Here is a 16060-nt window from a genome sequence, read left to right on the forward strand (position 1 = left end):
GGGGCGGCGGCCGCAGCGGCTATGCTGCGCGCCATGACAGCTCCCGTTGCCCATGTCCTGGTAGTCGAGGACGAAGCCGCCATCGCCGAAACCGTGCTCTATGCGCTGCGCAGCGAGGGCTATGCCGCCAGCCACTGCCTGTTGGGCGGGGAGGCGCTGCAGCGGCTGCAGGCCGGGGATATCGACGTGGTGGTGCTGGACGTGGGCCTGCCCGACCTGGGCGGCTTCGAGGTCTGCCGACGGCTGCGCGCGCAGCCCGGGCCGGTGGCGCAGCTGCCGGTGATCTTCCTGACCGCCCGCAATGATGAAGTGGACCGCGTGCTCGGCCTGGAGCTGGGCGCCGACGACTACATGACCAAGCCGTTCTCGCCGCGCGAGCTGGTGGCGCGGGTGCGTGCACGCCTGCGCCGTGCGGCGCCGGTCATCGCAGCGCCCAGCGCCGATGCAGGCTGGCAGGAACATGGCGCGTTCGCCATCGACCGCGAAGGCCGGCGCATCCGCTTCCGTGGCCAGGCACTGGATCTGACCCGCTACGAGTACGCGCTGCTGGAGGCGCTGCTGCAGCGACCCGGTGCCATCCTCAGCCGTGCCCAGCTGATGGACCGTGGCTGGGACAGCAGCGCCGACAGTGCCGACCGCACCGTCGATACCCATGTAAAGACGCTGCGTGCCAAGCTGCGCGCGGCCGGTGCCAGCGACGACCCGATCCGCACCCACCGTGGCCTTGGCTACGCGCTGGAGGTCTAGCCGATGCGCCTGGTGCTGAAGCTGTTCCTGGGCTTCTTCCTGATCACCGGCATCGCGGCCTTCTTTGTGATGCGCGTGTTCGTCAACGAAGTGAAGCCGGGTGTGCGCCAGGCGATGGAATCGACCCTGGTCGATGCGGCCAACGTGCTGGCCGAGATGGCCGCCGCCGACGTCAAGGACGGCACCATCCGCAGCGGCAGTTTCACCCGCAACCTGGCCAAGGCACGGCAGCGCGACCTGAAGGCAATGGTCTGGCGTTTCCCGAAGCGCTCGCTGGATTACCGGGTGACCATCACCGATGCCAAGGGCATCGTCATCTACGACTCGCTGGGCCGTGACCTTGGGCGCGACAATTCGCGCTGGAATGATGTCTACCGCACCCTGCGTGGCGAGTACGGTGCCCGTTCCAGCCCCGAGATTCCGGGCGAGGAAGGCGATACGGTGATGCATGTGGCGGCGCCGGTATACGACCCGGCCGATGGCCGCACCCTGATCGGCGTGCTCAGCCTGGCCCAGCCCAACCGCAGCATTGATCCGTTCATCGCTGCCAGCCAGCGCGCCATCATCGAGCGCGGTGCCTGGCTCATCGGATTGTCGGCGCTGGTCGGCGTGCTGGTGACGATGTGGCTGACCACTGGCCTCGGCCAGCTCAGCCGCTATGCACGCGCGGTCAGCGCGGGCGAACCGGTGCCACCACCACGGCGCCGTCGCGACGAGATCGGCGATCTCGGCCAGGCGCTGGAAACGATGCGCCGCAAGCTCGAAGGCAAGGCCTACGTCGAGCAGTACGTGCAGTCGCTGACGCACGAGATGAAGAGCCCGCTGGCGGCGATCCGCGGTGCCGCCGAACTGCTGCAGGAGCCGCTGCCCGAAGCGGACCGCGTGCATTTCGCGCGCAGCATTGTCGACCAGCAGGAGCGGCTGACCGAGACCATCGACAAGCTGCTGGCGCTGGCCGAAGTGGAACAGCACGGTTGGCTGCAGACCCGCGACCCGATTGCATTGCCGGCATTGCTGGCCGATGCGGCCGCGGCCGCGCAGGTGCGTGCACAGGCGGCCGGCGTGCAGGTCCGCATCGGCAACGTGCCCGACCTGCCGGTGCAGGGCGACGCCTACCTGCTGCGGCAGGCGCTGCACAACCTGATCGACAACGCGATTGCCTTCTCCCCGTCCGGCGCGGAGATCGCGCTGCAGGCCGAGGTGGACGGGCAGGGCGTGCGCCTGCAGGTGGCCGATCGCGGTGCCGGCATCCCGGACTATGCGCGCGAACGGGTGTTCGAGCGCTTCTATTCGCTGGCGCGGCCCGGCAGCGGGCGGCGCAGTTCCGGCCTGGGCCTGCCATTCGTGCAGGAAGTCGCGCGCCTGCACGATGGACGCGCCAGTGTCGACGTCCGCGAGGGCGGCGGCACCGTGGCCAGCCTGTGGCTGCCATCGGGTGCGCCGGGCCAGCGCCCGCGCCGCTGACTTCACACTCGCTTCAAATTCGCCACAAACCCTGCTCACCCCAGCGGTCCATCCTGCAGCCCTCTCCAACGAGGATGGACCATGAAATCCCTGAAGATGCTGCTGAGGTTCGCCATTGTCGGCGGGCTGATCCTGCTGCTGCTGGTGCCGCTGACGATGATCCGCGGGGTCATCAACGAACGCAGTGCGTACCGCGACGAGGCGTTCTCGCGGGTGGCCGACAGCCGCGCCGGTGCACAGCAGCTGGTGGGCCCGGTGCGGGTGGTGCCGTGGGTGGAACGCAAGCAGGTTGAACTGGTTGATCCGCTGGGCGTCAAGAAGACCGAGGTGCAGGTCACCGAGGGGCACTGGCTGCAGATGCCGGCGTCGCTGGAGGTGGGCGGCGAGATGCTGCCGAGCCAGCGCGAAGTCGGCCTGTTCAAGGTGCCGGTGTACAGCTGGAACGGCCAGATGAAGGCGACCTTCGCCGCAGACGACTACCCGGTGAAGGCCGGCCGCAGTTACGGCCAGCCGTATGTCGCGGTTGGTGTATCCGATGTGCGTGGCCTGGTCGGTACGCCGAACCTGCGCGTGGATGGCAAGCAGCTGCGGTTGCTGCCGGGCGTTGGCGCGGCCAGCGAGGTGGGGCGAGGCCTGCACGCACCGGTGGCCGGTTTCGCTGCGGATCAGGGCGGCACGCTGGCTGCCAGCACGGTTGAACTGGAGCTGCGCCTGGATGGCAGCCGCATGCTGTCGGTGGTGCCGGTGGGCGATGACACCCACATCGCGCTGCGTTCGAGCTGGCCGCATCCGTCGTTCAGCGGCGCGTTCCTGCCCAACGAACGCCGCGTTGATGCGCAGGGCTTCGATGCACGCTGGGCGGTGTCCTCGCTGGCCTCCGATGCCCAGCGCCAGCTGCGCAATGATGGTGCGGTCGAATCGCAGGCGGTGACGGTGTCGCTGGTCGATCCGGTCGATACCTACACCCAGGCCGACCGTGCCTCGAAATACGGCGTGCTGTTCGTGCTGCTCACCTTCGTCGGCTTCATCCTGTTCGAGCTGATCAAGTCGCTGCGCATCCACCCGTTGCAGTACCTGATGGTGGGCCTGGCGCTGGCGATCTTCTTCCTGCTGCTGATCAGCCTGTCCGAGCACATCGCGTTCTGGAAGGCCTACCTGGTATCGGCCGTGGCCTGTATCGGCCTGCAGGCGGTGTACCTGGCCAATGTGCTGGGCCACTGGAAGCGCGGCCTTGGCTTCGCTGCGCTGCTGACCGTGCTGTACGGCGCGCTGTATGGCCTGCTGGTGTCGGAGAACAACGCGCTGTTGATGGGTTCGCTGCTGCTGTTCGTGATCCTGGCGCTGGCGATGTGGGTGACCCGCCGGGTCGACTGGTACGCGCTCGGCGCGGAACTGAAGTAAGGAGCAGGCCATGGGCTGGCGCCAGGGATTGCGGCAACGGGCACGGCAGGGCATTCCGGCCCTGCTGGAAGTGGATGCACTGCTGCAGGCACATGGCGTGCTGGCGGCCCTGCCGGGGGCGCGGATCGCCCCCGGCCTGGTCCGCTTCCAGCTGGCGGCGGTGACCTGCGAAGGATTGCAGGGGCAGGGATTGCGCTGGCTGCAGGGCGCGCGGCAGGGACGCGGCGCGGTGGCTGGCCGGGTGCCGCGCTACCGGCCATGGAAGGCCGGGGCGGAGGCGCTGGCCGAGATCGGTATCGGTGGCCTTCCGGATGACTGGCCGGCACACGCGGCGGTGTACGGCTGCAGCAGCATCGACCGGCGGCACTGGTTGCTGCTGCTGCCGGAACGGGCACAGTTGTGGTTGGGATGGAGCGGGTGATTGGGCTGTTCATCCACGCATGGCGTGGATCTACTGTTGTGGGTGCGAACCTTGGTTCGCACGCTCCCGCCCATGACCGATGGGACGGTATCCCCGCGCCCCCGCTGGCTAGACTCGACGAGTTGATGATCGAGCCGAAGGGCAGGGGTGCGATGTGTTGAAGTGGGGCATGCTGGCCGCAGCGCTGGCGATGGGTGGCAATGCAGGAGCGCAGCAGCGCGAGACGGTGGACCTGGACATGGTCAGCCGCATCCGCCAGGAGGCCTTCCACCGTTCGCAGGTGATGGACACCTTCAGCTATCTCACCGAGCGCATCGGCCCGCGCCTGACCAACTCGCCGGCCATGGGGCGCGCCAACGCCTGGACCCGCGGCAAGTTCAACGAATGGAAGCTGGACAACGTCCACGACGAGGCCTTCGACGACTTCGGGCGCGGCTGGGAGTTCACTTCGGCGAGCGTGGAGATGCTGGGCGACCGCGTGCAGCCGCTGCATGCACTGCCCAAGGCCTGGACGCCGGGTACCAAGGGGCCGGTTGAAGGCGAGCTGGTCCAGGTCGAGATCAAGAAGCCCGAAGACATCGAGAAGTACCGCGGCAAGCTGCGCGGCAAGATCCTGCTGCTGGGCGAGGCGCGCGAGTACAAGCGCGGCACCGAGGCGGATTCGCATCGCCACGACGCCACCTCGCTGGAAGGCCTGCAGGAGTTCACCCTGCCCAAGGACAAGGACGCCACCGCCGAGCGTGCCAAGCGGGTCAAGGAGTACCAGGAACGCCAGCAGCTGGCGACCAAGGTCAATGCGTTCTTCGTGGAAGAGGGCGCGCTGGCCTCGATCAGCATCAGCAGCTGGGACAACGGCATCATCCGGGTTGCCGGTGGCGGTTCGCGCAAGGCCGGCGAATCGGTGGGCATCCCCGAGCTGGCGATGATCAGCGAGCACTTCAATCCGCTGGTGCGCGCGCTGGAGGCCAAGCAGACCGTGCGCCTGCGCGTGGATGTGGCAGCACGCTTCACCGATGAGGCCGACCAGCCCGGTTACAACACGCTGGCCGAGATCCGTGGCAGCAGCAAGCCCGATGAAGTGGTGATGATCGGCGCGCACCTGGATTCCTGGCACAGCGGTACCGGTGCGGCCGACAACGCGGCTGGCGTGGCGGTGATGATGGAGGCGATGCGCATCCTCAAGGCCACCGGCGCCAAGCCCAGGCGCACCATCCGCGTGGCGCTGTGGAGCGGCGAGGAACAGGGCCTGATCGGCTCGCAGGCCTATGTGGCCAAGCACTTCGGTCGTTTCCCGGAACCCACCGACCCGGCGCAGAAGGCGCTGCCGGCCTCGCTGCGCGAGCCCACCGGCGCGCTGCAGAAGACCCGCGATTACGGCAAGTTCCAGGTCTACTTCAACATGGACAACGGCTCGGGCCGCTTCCGCGGCATCTATGCGCAGGAAAACCTGGCGGCGATGCCGATCTTCGAAGCCTGGCTGGCCCCGTTCCATGACGTGGGCGCCACCACCGTGGCCACCCGCAACACCGGCAGCACCGACCACATCAGCTTCGACCGCATCGGCCTGCCGGGCTTCCAGTTCATCCAGGACCGGCTGGACTACTTCACCAACGTCCACCACAGCCACCTGGACACCTGGGACCACGCCGAACCGGAAGACCTGAAGCAGGCCGCAGCCATCGTCGCCTCGTTCGCCTACAACGCCGCGATGCGCGAGCAGCCGTTCCCGCGCAAGGTGGAACCGTAAAAGGGGACGGAGGGGATTAAGTCGTTTCTCCCCTCCGTTTCCCGGTTGCAGCGCCCCAGGCTGGGCAATCGCGACTTAATCCCCTCCGTCCCCTTTTTCCGTCGGGGGCGGAGGGCTGGTAAAATCGGGGGATTCCCGTTCCTCGAGCCGTCCATGACCTGCCGCACCCGCTTCGCCCCCAGTCCCACCGGCTACCTGCACATCGGTGGTGCCCGCACTGCGCTGTACTGCTGGCTGGAGGCCCGCCACCGTGGCGGCGAGTTCGTGCTGCGCATCGAGGACACCGACCGTGAACGCAGTACCCAGGGCGCGATCGACGCGATCCTGGAGGCGATGGAGTGGCTGGGCCTGGACTATGACGAAGGCCCGATCTACCAGACCGACCGCGTCGCCCGTTACCTGGAAGTGGCCGAACAGCTGGTGGCCGACGGCAAGGCGTATTACGCATACGAGACCCGCGAAGAGCTTGACGCGATGCGCGAGGCCGCCATGGCCAGGCAGGAGAAGCCGCGCTACAACGGTGCCGCGCGTGACCTGGGCCTGCCGCGCAGGGATGATCCGAACCGCGTCATCCGCTTCAAGAACCCGCTGGAAGGCACGGTGGTGTTCGACGACCTGATCAAGGGCCGTATCGAGATCGCCAACAGCGAGCTGGATGACATGGTCATCTTCCGCCCGGACGGCTACCCCACCTACAACTTCGCGGTGGTGGTGGACGACTGGGACATGGGCATCACCGAGGTCATCCGCGGCGACGACCACATCAACAACACCCCGCGCCAGATCAACCTGTACGAAGGCATCGGGGCCCCGGTGCCGAAGTTCGGCCACATGCCGATGATCCTGGACGAGCAGGGCGCCAAGCTGTCCAAGCGCACCGGCGCGGCCGACGTGATGCAGTACAAGGACGCCGGCTACCTGCCGGACGCGCTGCTGAGCTACCTGGCCCGCCTGGGCTGGTCGCACGGTGACCAGGAGCTGTTCAGCCGCCAGGAACTGATCAACCTGTTCGACGTGAAGGACTGCAATTCCAAGGCCTCGCGCCTGGACATGGCCAAGCTGGGCTGGGTCAACCAGCATTTCCTGAAGACCGAGGACGTGGCCGCGATCGTGCCGCACCTGGTCTACCAGCTGCAGAAGCTGGGCCTGGACGTGGCCGCTGGCCCGGCCCCGGAGGACGTGGTGATCGCCCTGCGTGAACGCGTGCAGACCCTGAAGGAAATGGCCGAGAAGGCCGTGGTCTGGTACCAGCCGCTGACCGAGTACGACGAAGCAGCGGTGGCCAAGCACTTCAAGGCCGGTGCCGAGGTGGCGCTGGGCAAGGCCCGCGAGCTGCTGGCCGCCCTGCCGGAATGGACCGCCGAGTCGGTGGGCGTCGCCCTGCACGACGCGGCCGCAGCGCTGGAAATCGGCATGGGCAAGGTTGCCCAGCCGCTGCGCGTGGCCATCACCGGCACCCAGGTCAGTCCTGACATTTCCCATACCGTTTACCTGGCCGGCCGCGAGCAGGCCTTGAAACGCATTGATGTGGCCATCACCAAGGTAGCAACGGCCTGAGGCATCCTTGCCAGGCCCGAACCGGAGAACACGCATGCCCGCCAAGACCGCCACCGCCTGTACCGCCCCGCACCACCACGTCCACGACGCATCGGACTTCGTGGCGGTGGTCGAGCGCGTCTCGCGCGAACGCGGGCTGCGCCTGACCCCGATCCGCGCCAACGTACTGAAGCTGATCGCCGAGGCCGGCAAGCCGGTCAAGGCCTACGAGCTGCTGGAGTGGGTGCGCAACGGCAAGGGCGTGGGTGCTGACGCCCCGCCCACCGTGTACCGCGCCCTCGACTTCCTGATGGCCAATGGCTTCGTGCACAAGCTGGAATCGGTGAATGCCTTCGTGGCCTGCCACCATCCCAGCAGCGCCGCGCATTCGGTGCCGTTCCTGATCTGCAACAGCTGCCACAGCGCGGTGGAGCTGGAAGACCGCGAGATCGTCACCCAGCTGGAGAAGCGTGCCAAGGAGCTGGGTTTCCAGCCGCAGGCGCAGACCCTGGAAGTGCATGGCCTCTGCGCGCGCTGCGCCGGCTAACGCAACGGTAGTGCCGGCCGCTGGCCGGCATTTTGGAAGCGGTGCGACAGGGCCTGCGTCCTAGTCCATCGGCTTGGACCGGGTATCCACCCGCACGATCACCGACATGCCGGGGCGCAGCTGCGCGGCCAGCTTCTGATCCCTGTTGATCGAAATCCGCACCGGCAGCCGCTGCACCACCTTGGTGAAGTTGCCGCTGGCATTGTCCGGGCGCAGCACGCTGAATTCCGACCCGGTGGCCGGCGCGATCTCCTGCACGCGGCCCCGCAGCACCTGGCCCTGGAACGCGTCCACCGAGAACGTGGCCGGCTGGCCGATCGCCATCCCCCAGGTCTGGCCTTCCTTGTAGTTGGCCACCACCCACAGCGTGTCAGGTACCAGGAACAGCAGCTGCGAACCGGCGGCGACGTACTGGCCCACGCGTACGCTGGCTTCGCTGATCTGGCCGTCGCGCGGCGCGTGGATCACCGTGTTGGCCAGATCGATGCGCGCCAGTTCCAGCTGCGCCTGCGCGCTCTCCACCTGGGCCTCCAGGCTCTTGCGCGCTACCTGGGTCGATACCAGGGTCTCCTCGGCGATGCGGATCTGCGCCTGCGACTGCTGCACGCTGGCCTGCGCCGAGGCCTGCGCGGTGCGGAACTTGTCGCGATCGTTGATCGACACCAGCTGCTGCGCAGCCAGTTCCTCGTAGCGCTTGGTCTCGTTGCGTGAGCGTTGCAGCTCCGCCTGCCCGGCCGACAACGTGGCGCGGGCGGAGGCAATCTGCGCACGGTTCTGCGCCTGCGACTGGTCCGAGTTGGCCAGGGCCGCGCGTGCGCTGTCCAGCGTCGCCTGCGCCTGGGCGACCCGCTGCGCATAGATGCGGTCATCGATGCGCAGCAGCGGCTCGCCTTCCTTCACGTGCTGGAAGTCCTTCACCAGCACCTCGGTTACATAGCCGTTGACCTGTGGCGCCATCACCGTGATCTGTCCGCGTACATACGCGTTGTCGGTCACCATCACGCTGCTGGTGAACGGCCACAGGTGCCAGGCGCGCAGGATCAGCGCAATGCCCAGCAGGGCCACCACCACCATCACCACCACGCTGCGCGCGCTGGGCTTGAGGTACTTCGGCGCGACAGCGGGTTCTACCGGCGTAGGGGCAGGCGCCGCGTCGGTCGGCGGCGGTGGGGTTACGTTGTCGGCGTCGTCGGGTCGGGGCGGGACGGGAGGCATGGTCGAGAACTCAGCGGGGCGCGGCCGGCGTGGCCACAGCGGGGGAAGTGGGGTGGCGCTTACGCCATTGCTTGAGCACGGCGGTGCGCAGCGACAGCAGCAGCAACCAGCACAGGAAGCCGATGGCCAACCAACCGCTCAGTGTGAACACATCATTGAAGCCGCGTACGTTGGCTTCACGGCGCGTCGTCTGCGCCAACTGCGCGCTGCCCTGCGCGCTGCGCAGCACCGGATCGGTGATCTGGGCGCTGTACAGCTGCTGTTGGATGCGCAGGCGCTGTGCCACCACCGGATCGGCCGGGTCGAGCTGGCTGGTCAGCGCGCTGGAATACAGCTGCTCGCGATGCAGCTGGAAGGTCCCCAGCACGGCCGAGCCGGCCAGGCCGCCCAGCGTCTGCGTGATCGACAGCGTCACCAGGAAGGTGATCATGTGGTCCACGCCCTGTTTCAGCGCGGCGGAAATGCCGAGCATGATCAACGGGCCCATGAACATGCCGGCACCGACCGAGGCCAGGAACTGGCTGGCGTAGAAGTCGTGCGGCCGATCCATGCTGGTGCGGTGCTGGTCGAAGAACGCGGCAGCGCCCAGCAGCAGGATCGCCATCAGCAGCTGCGGGATCAGCCGTTTGGGCCCGAAAGTCAGTGCAGTGCCGGCGATACCGGTGACCACGCCGGCGAGAATCACCACGAACAGCGGCCGCAACTGATCAGGGCCCATGCCGAGCGTGCGCATCAGGTTGACCACGCCGTAGGACTGCTCGGTGGTCAGAAAGCGGATCAGGAAGGCGCCGACGATGAAATGCAGTACGGGCAGGCTGGCCAGCCAGCGTGTCTGCAGCAGCGGATTGCGCCGGTAGTGCTCGATGACGAAGGCGGTGGTGGACAGCACGATCGAGGCGACCAGGGCCCAGCCCAGCCACGGCGTGTTGAGCCACCAGCGGGTGTAGCCCTGCGCCAGCACGATCACCAGCAGCGCGACGGCCGGTGCAAGCAGGGCGAACGTGAGGAAGTCCAGCGGTTCGAACGCTTTCACCTGGATGCCGGGCGGCAGCTTCAGCACCACCACTGCCGCAAACGCGCACAGCGCCAGGCCGGCTTCGAAGGAATACAACTGGTGCCACTGGCCGGTATCGACCAGGCCTGGCGAAACGATCCAAGCGATCGGCACCGCCAGCTGCGAAAGGCCGACGCCGACCACCAGCAGGTTGCCGGTAAAGCGGCGCGGCAGCGCCTGCAGCATGTACAGCGTGCCCAGTGTCGAACAGGCCGCACCCGCGAAGCCGCTGGCGGCGCGGGTCAGCATCGTGGTCTCGAAGCTGCCGACGAACAGGTGCAGCACCGCCAGCGCCGCGTACAGGCCCAGCCCGATCTCGGCGAACAGGCGGATGCCGTACTGCTGGCGGAACTTGAAGGCCAACAGGTTGGCGGTGACATTCACCATGGCATAGGCCGCCACCAGCCAGCTGCCCTGGGTCGGGGTCAGTGCCAGCTGGCCCTGCAGGAACGGCAGGTTGGCGGTGACCAGCGCATTGCCGAGGCCGCCGGTGATCGCCACCAGCAGTGATACCAGCGCATAGGCCGCGCGCCGATACGGCGGGTGCCAGGGCATCGATGCCGAACCGGGCATGGTCGGCTTTTCGTGCTCCTCCCAATCCGGAACCGGCTTCAGATACGGCTGGACCATCAACGGGCCTCGCTGGCAGCTCCCTGGAGACCCCCACGCAGCAGCTGCAGGGCGCGCCCGGCCAACTGGGCGCGCTCGTCGCGGGTCTTGCCGCGCAGGGCCGCACCCAGCATGCCCGAGATCAGTGAAATATCCGTCTTTTCCAGGTCGGCACGGCACAGCCCGGCGGCCTTGGCGCGCGCGATCGGTTCCTCCAGCAGGTCGCGCACGGTCTCGCGCGCGGCGCGCATGGACGGCACGTCCGAATCGACCGCACGCCAGTAATCGGCCAATGCCGGCGAATCAATGATGCGCTGGGCCATGCCCTCGAACACCTCGAACAGGGCGTCGTCGCGGTCGCCGAGCTGCTCGACCTGGCGCCGGATGCGGTCGACCGTGCGCTGCAGCAGCGCCTGGATCAGCGCGGTGCGGTCGGGGAAGTTGCGGTACAGGGTGGCGCGGCCTACCTGGGCGCGTTCGACCACCAGGTCCAGCGGGGCGGTGACACCGTGTTGGCCGAACACATGATCGGCGGCGTCGAGGATGAGGGCACGGCGGGCGGCGGCATCGGCACGTTGGGCAGTCATGGAATTATTTTCGGACAAAAATGTCCGATTGGCGAGACATTGGGTGACGGGATTGTCCGCTTGTTGTGGTACGCACATCTTTGTGACGAATGTGTGATGGCTTGGGTCGAAATGAAAACGGGGGCCCGAAGGCCCCCGTGGAATGGCGTGGGGGTCAGAGCCCTTTCCTTCGAAAAGGGCTCCGACCCCGCCGTGCGCGATCAGAAGAACGCGCGGATGCCGAATGCGACACCACGGCCTGGCAGCGGCGAGTAGTCGCGCAGCAGCGAGGTATGCGGGCGCACTTCGCGGTTGGTCAGGTTGCTGCCATCCAGGAACACCTCGTAGCTGTTGCTGGCGTTGCGATCCCAGCGGTAGGCCAGGTGCGCGTCGACCAGGGTGTAGCCGTCGCTCGGGGCTTCGTTCTGGGCGACGTCCTTCTGGCGGCTGTAGCGCACCGCACCGACCGAGGCGCGCCAGCCGTCCTTCGACCAGCGCAGGTCGGCGCCGACGCGGGCCGGGGCGATACGCGGCAGATAGCCGGTGTTGGCCAGTTCCACCGTGTAGTTGTGGTTGTGGTCGCCATGCGGCACGGCGATGTCCAGGTTGCGGCTGCCGCTGCCATCCAGCTTGGCCTTCACGTAGTCGCCGAACAGGCGCAGATCCCAGTCACCGGCGCCGCCCTCGAACAGGTGCACCAGCGCTTCGGCCTCGGCACCGCGGAACACCGCGTCCTGCTGCGTCCAGGTGCGCACCGGCAGGCCCTCGGTGATGCCGGTGTCGGCCAGGTAGATGAAGTCCTTGAACCTGGTCTGGTAGACCGACGCGGAGAAGTCCAGGCGCTCGCTGTGGGTGTGGATACCCAGTTCCACGCGCTGGCCGCGCTCGGTCTTCAGGTTGGCGTCGCCGATTTCCAGCGAACGGGTGGCGATGTGCGCGCCGGCGGCATACAGCTCTTCGTTGGTCGGTGCACGCTCGGAGCTGTCCACGCCGATGCGCAGGTCAACGGCATCGTTGAGCTTCCAGATACCAGCGGCAGACAGGTTGGTGGCACCGAAGGTGCGGCGGCGGTAGTCACCGCTCGGGTCCAGCTTGACCTGGTCGTGGCGGCCGCCCAGTTCCAGCTTGAACGGGCCGAACTGCTTTTCCTGCAGCACGAACAGGCCGATGTTCTTCGTGCCGGTATCCGGAACGAACGCCTCTTCGCCCTTGGCACCGAAATCACTGTTGCCGAACTGCAGGCCGAAGGCGCCGTCCCAGCCGCCGATCTGCTGCTGCACCGCTTCCAGGCGCGCTTCGATGCCGCGGTTGGTGAAGCGGGTCGACGGCGTACCGGCTTCCAGCTCCACGTGTTCGTAGTCGGTGTAGGCCACGCGTGCGTTGACGTTCTTCAGGAACGAGACCGGGTTGTAGATGCCGGCCTTGGTCTCGAAGCGGTTCTGCACCATGTCGATGCGCACGTCGTGCTCGTCGCCGCCTTCCTCTTCGTCGCCATGGTCGTGACCGTGGTCATGGCCATGATCGTCACCATCGGCGTGCACGTGCGCGCCATTGGGAATGCCGTAGTTGGTGCGGTAGGTACTGGCCGATACGCCGAAGTAGCCGCCGTCGCCCAGCCACGTTGCGCCGACGCCACCGGCGCGGGTGCGGATCGAGCTGTTGTCGAGGCGGCCGCGGCGCGGTTCTTCGCCTTCCTCGCCCGCGTGGTCATGGTCGTGGTCGTCGTGGTGGTCTTCAAGGCTGTCGATTACCGCGTAACCGGGAATGCGGTAGTCGTCGCCGTTGCGGACCAGGCCATCCACATGGAGCACGACGTTGCCGCTGACGCCGTCGAGGCGGAACATGCCGCTGCGCTCGTTGTTCACCGAATTGCCGCGCAGTTCGGCACGACCGCTGAGCGGCCGCTCCGGCAGCTCGCGCGCGATGCGCCCGTCGACCACATTGACCGCACCACCAATGGCGCCGCTGCCGAACAGCAGCGTGGCCGGGCCCTTCAGTACTTCGATCTGGTCGGCCAGGAACGGTTCGATGCTGGTGGCGTGGTCGGCGCTGACCGTGGACGCATCCATGTTGCCCATGCCGTTGGACAGCACGGCCACGCGCGGGCCTTCCTGGCCACGGATGATCGGGCGGCCGACGCCGGGGCCGAAGAAGGTGCTCTGCACGCCGGGCAGCTTGGCCACGGTATCGCCGAGGGTGCCGGCCTTCTGCTCGTCCAGGCGTTCACCGGCCAGAACCTCCACCGGGCGTGCCAGAGATTCGGCGTCACCCTGCAGCGGCGACGCGGTGACCTGCACCGACGACAGCTCGGTCAGGTGGCGGTCACGATGGGCGGTGTCCTGGCCGGCTGCAAAGGCGACGGACGGCAGCAGGGCGGCGAGGGCCAGGGCCAGGGAATGCGGCTTGAGCCGTGGGGTATGGGCGGGCATGGACGGGTCCTTTGTTACAATGTATCAATAGCGGGGCGCACGAATCCCGTCGATGGGACAGGGGGAGGGAAACCGTGCGGGTCGGAGAGGGATGTTATATTATTCCATAACGATTCGCCGACCCTGCTGGAAGTCATGTCCCTGTCCTCACGCCTGCGCCACCTGCTCGACCGTTTCGGCGCCACTGGTTCGATGCTGTGCGCGGTGCACTGCGCGGTGATCCCGGTGCTGCTGGCCGCAGCGCCTTCATTGGGGCTGTCGTTCTGGCTGAGCGACGGCGTGGAACAGGCGCTGGTGGTGTTCGTGACCCTGCTGGGGTTGTTCAGCCTGGTCTGGGGCTACCGCCGGCACGGTGCGCTGCGTGCGCTGGGCTTCCTGATTCCCGGCCTGGTCGCATTGTGGGCCGGCGTGCTGTATGACCCGCTGCACCACAATGCGGTGCCGCACGCGGTGGTGATGACCATCGGTGGCCTGCTGGTGGGTGTGGCCCATCTGGTCAACCTGCGCCTCAACCACGGTCACGTGCACGACGCCAGCTGCGCGCACTAGGCGCTCCGTGATAGGATTTTCGATCGTGCGCGGGGGCGCCCAGCAAGGCGGCCCCGCCGAACCCGTGTCAGTACGGGGTAACCAGATTTCACATTTGAGGAGTTGAAGACATGGGTAAGGGTGACCGCAAGACCGCCAAGGGCAAGCGCTACAACGCCAGCTATGGCAACGCCCGTTCGCACACCGCCAGCAAGGTCGCCGTAGGCGCCGCCGCTCCGGTTGCCAAGAAGACCGTGGCCAAGGCTCCGGCGAAGAAGGCTGTGGCGAAGAAGGCCGTCGCCAAGGCCTGATCCGGTCGAACGACCGGTTCAATGAAAAACGCGGCGCCTGGCGCCGCGTTTTTTTTTTATGCCTGTCCGGTGAGCCGAGCGTGGGTTCGGCTCTACAACCGCATCAGCGCAGTGTCTTCTTCAGCGTTTCCGGATTGCCATCGTTCGGCGCGGCCGGTACCTGCAGCAGGTGGGCCAGCAGCGGATAGACATCGATGTTGTCGAAGCCATCGATCACCAGGCCCTGGCGGAACGACGGACCGCCGGCCACGAACACTGCGCGCATGGAAGGCAGTGCGTTGTCGTAGCCATGCGAACCACGGTCCTGCTTTGAGCGCTTGGCGATCTTCTCGCGATGCAGCGCGTCCCAGCCTTCATCCATCGCACAGACGATGGCCGGAACCCGCGGATGCGTGCCGTAGTGCCAGCGTGCCGGCAGGTTCTCCTTCTTCCAGCATTCGTAGTGCGCGTGGCGTCCGAGCAGGGCGCGTTCGGCTTCCGCTTCGCGGCCGGCGACCGGCGCAAAACCCACCGACTGGCCCTGGCTGATATTGCGTGCAATGGCCGGGTCGGCCATCGACTCGGTGGCGATCACGTTGCCGTCGGCGACGCTGGCCATGCCGTGGTCGGACACGACGATCACGTTGGTGGTCTTGGCCAGATCGCGCTGCTGCAGCCCGTCGAGCACCTGGCCGACGATCTGGTCGGCGCGCACGATGGCGTCGGCGTACTGCTTCGACCCGGGGCCGTAGTTGTGGCCGGCCTTGTCCACGTGTTCCATGTACAGCGTGGTGAGGCGCGGTGCATCTGCATCGGTCCGCGCCAGCCAGTCGAGCACGATGCCGGCCCGCTGCTCCAGCGGTTCCTTGCCGTCGTATACGCGCCACTTGCTGGGGCGCACGCCGCGGATTTCAGACTCACTGCCCGGCCACGCCGTGGTGGCCGAACGTACGCCAGCGTTCTCGGCACTGACCCAGATCGGTTCGCCACCCCACCAGCCGCTGGTGGTGACCGCGTCGCGGTTGCTCAGTTCGAAACGGCCCAGGGTTGCATCGTCCATGCTGTTGTTGACGATGCCGTGGTGGTCCGGCCGCAGGCCGGTGACGATGGTGTAGTGGTTGGGGAAGGTCAGCGACGGATAGGACGGCGTCATCCAGCGTGCACGCACGCCGCCGTCGATCAGTCGCTGCAGGTTCGGAGTGAGCCCACGGTCCAGCGCATCGGCGCGCAGGCCGTCGATGGAGATCAGCAGCAGCTTCGGAGGCGAAGCCGCAGCGGCGGAACCGGGAACGGAGGCGGAAGGGGCGGGCGCGGTGGTGCAGGCGGCCAATGGCAGCAGCAGCGCCAGCGCGCAGGTCAGGCGTACGGAAGTCATCCACGCATGATAAGCCCGCGCAATGACGCGCCCAAGACACGGCGCGCTATCGCGCCCCGTGTCCGCGCATTTTTCCTTATCGCCGCGCCTGTCGGCGCGCCCCCTTCAACAAGAAGGGGGCTTTCTCCAGA

At 67.2% G+C, this 16060-nt stretch carries 14 protein-coding genes; 9 read left to right on the forward strand and 5 right to left on the reverse strand.

Going from position 1 to position 16060, the window contains the following annotated elements; translation table 11 throughout:
* The first annotated feature begins 21 nt into the window (after positions 1 to 21).
* The 7 genes from creB to Q9Q79_RS06400 all read left to right on the forward strand — a co-directional run bounded on the left by creB (position 22) and on the right by Q9Q79_RS06400 (position 7863).
* Positions 22 to 747, forward strand: coding sequence for a two-component system response regulator CreB (creB, locus tag Q9Q79_RS06370; protein ID WP_080047689.1), 726 nt, complete (start codon positions 22 to 24; stop codon positions 745 to 747).
* 3 nt (positions 748 to 750) lie between these two features.
* Complete coding sequence (gene creC, locus Q9Q79_RS06375; RefSeq protein ID WP_005408685.1) at positions 751 to 2211, forward strand: two-component system sensor histidine kinase CreC; 1461 nt, start codon at positions 751 to 753, stop codon at positions 2209 to 2211.
* Positions 2212 to 2292: 81 nt separating this feature from the next.
* Positions 2293 to 3612: a cell envelope integrity protein CreD gene (gene creD / locus Q9Q79_RS06380; protein WP_059036003.1), complete on the forward strand. Its 1320-nt coding sequence runs from the start codon at positions 2293 to 2295 to the stop codon at positions 3610 to 3612.
* 10 nt (positions 3613 to 3622) lie between these two features.
* Positions 3623 to 4033 (forward strand): hypothetical protein, encoded by a 411-nt coding sequence (locus Q9Q79_RS06385; RefSeq protein ID WP_012479575.1) that lies wholly within the window; start codon positions 3623 to 3625, stop codon positions 4031 to 4033.
* Between the two features lie 169 nt (positions 4034 to 4202).
* Entirely contained in the window at positions 4203 to 5780 is a 1578-nt protein-coding gene (locus Q9Q79_RS06390) for a M20/M25/M40 family metallo-hydrolase (protein ID WP_049397508.1), read from the forward strand.
* A 153-nt stretch (positions 5781 to 5933) separates the two neighbouring features.
* Entirely contained in the window at positions 5934 to 7337 is a 1404-nt protein-coding gene (gltX, locus tag Q9Q79_RS06395) for a glutamate--tRNA ligase (protein WP_065183071.1), read from the forward strand.
* 34 nt (positions 7338 to 7371) lie between these two features.
* Positions 7372 to 7863 carry a Fur family transcriptional regulator gene (locus Q9Q79_RS06400; RefSeq protein WP_004150412.1) on the forward strand — a complete coding sequence of 164 codons (492 nt, stop codon included), beginning with the start codon at positions 7372 to 7374 and terminating at the stop codon, positions 7861 to 7863.
* Between the two features lie 60 nt (positions 7864 to 7923).
* Here the strand turns inward: Q9Q79_RS06400 and Q9Q79_RS06405 are convergent, their stop codons facing one another.
* From Q9Q79_RS06405 to Q9Q79_RS06420, 4 genes are all read right to left on the reverse strand, one after another.
* Positions 7924 to 9078, reverse strand: a complete 1155-nt coding sequence (locus Q9Q79_RS06405) for an HlyD family secretion protein (RefSeq protein ID WP_201863825.1) — start codon at positions 9076 to 9078, stop codon at positions 7924 to 7926.
* Positions 9079 to 9088: 10 nt separating this feature from the next.
* On the reverse strand, positions 9089 to 10762 hold the full coding sequence (locus Q9Q79_RS06410; RefSeq protein ID WP_201863824.1) for an MFS transporter: 1674 nt from the start codon (positions 10760 to 10762) through the stop codon (positions 9089 to 9091).
* The gene (locus tag Q9Q79_RS06415; RefSeq protein WP_019659167.1) at positions 10762 to 11328 is read right to left on the reverse strand and encodes a TetR/AcrR family transcriptional regulator; all 567 of its coding nucleotides are present in this window, start codon (positions 11326 to 11328) and stop codon (positions 10762 to 10764) included. The genes Q9Q79_RS06410 and Q9Q79_RS06415 overlap by 1 nt, the downstream gene beginning before the upstream one ends.
* 200 nt (positions 11329 to 11528) lie before the next feature.
* A complete protein-coding gene (locus Q9Q79_RS06420) occupies positions 11529 to 13736 on the reverse strand; it encodes a TonB-dependent receptor (protein WP_201863822.1) in 2208 nt (735 codons plus the stop codon).
* Positions 13737 to 13871: 135 nt separating this feature from the next.
* Between Q9Q79_RS06420 and Q9Q79_RS06425 the strand changes: the two genes are divergently transcribed.
* Together Q9Q79_RS06425 and Q9Q79_RS06430 are read left to right on the forward strand one after the other, a co-directional pair.
* Entirely contained in the window at positions 13872 to 14285 is a 414-nt protein-coding gene (locus Q9Q79_RS06425) for a MerC domain-containing protein (RefSeq protein WP_008264835.1), read from the forward strand.
* Between the two features lie 110 nt (positions 14286 to 14395).
* Positions 14396 to 14575 carry a 30S ribosomal protein THX gene (locus Q9Q79_RS06430; RefSeq protein WP_004150462.1) on the forward strand — a complete coding sequence of 60 codons (180 nt, stop codon included), beginning with the start codon at positions 14396 to 14398 and terminating at the stop codon, positions 14573 to 14575.
* A gap of 103 nt (positions 14576 to 14678) precedes the next feature.
* Here the strand turns inward: Q9Q79_RS06430 and Q9Q79_RS06435 are convergent, their stop codons facing one another.
* On the reverse strand, positions 14679 to 15929 hold the full coding sequence (locus Q9Q79_RS06435) for an ectonucleotide pyrophosphatase/phosphodiesterase (protein WP_201863820.1): 1251 nt from the start codon (positions 15927 to 15929) through the stop codon (positions 14679 to 14681).
* Between the last annotated feature and the right edge of the window lie 131 nt (positions 15930 to 16060).

It is taken from the genome of Stenotrophomonas sp. a6, from assembly GCF_030913325.1.
GTDB lineage: Bacteria > Pseudomonadota > Gammaproteobacteria > Xanthomonadales > Xanthomonadaceae > Stenotrophomonas > Stenotrophomonas maltophilia.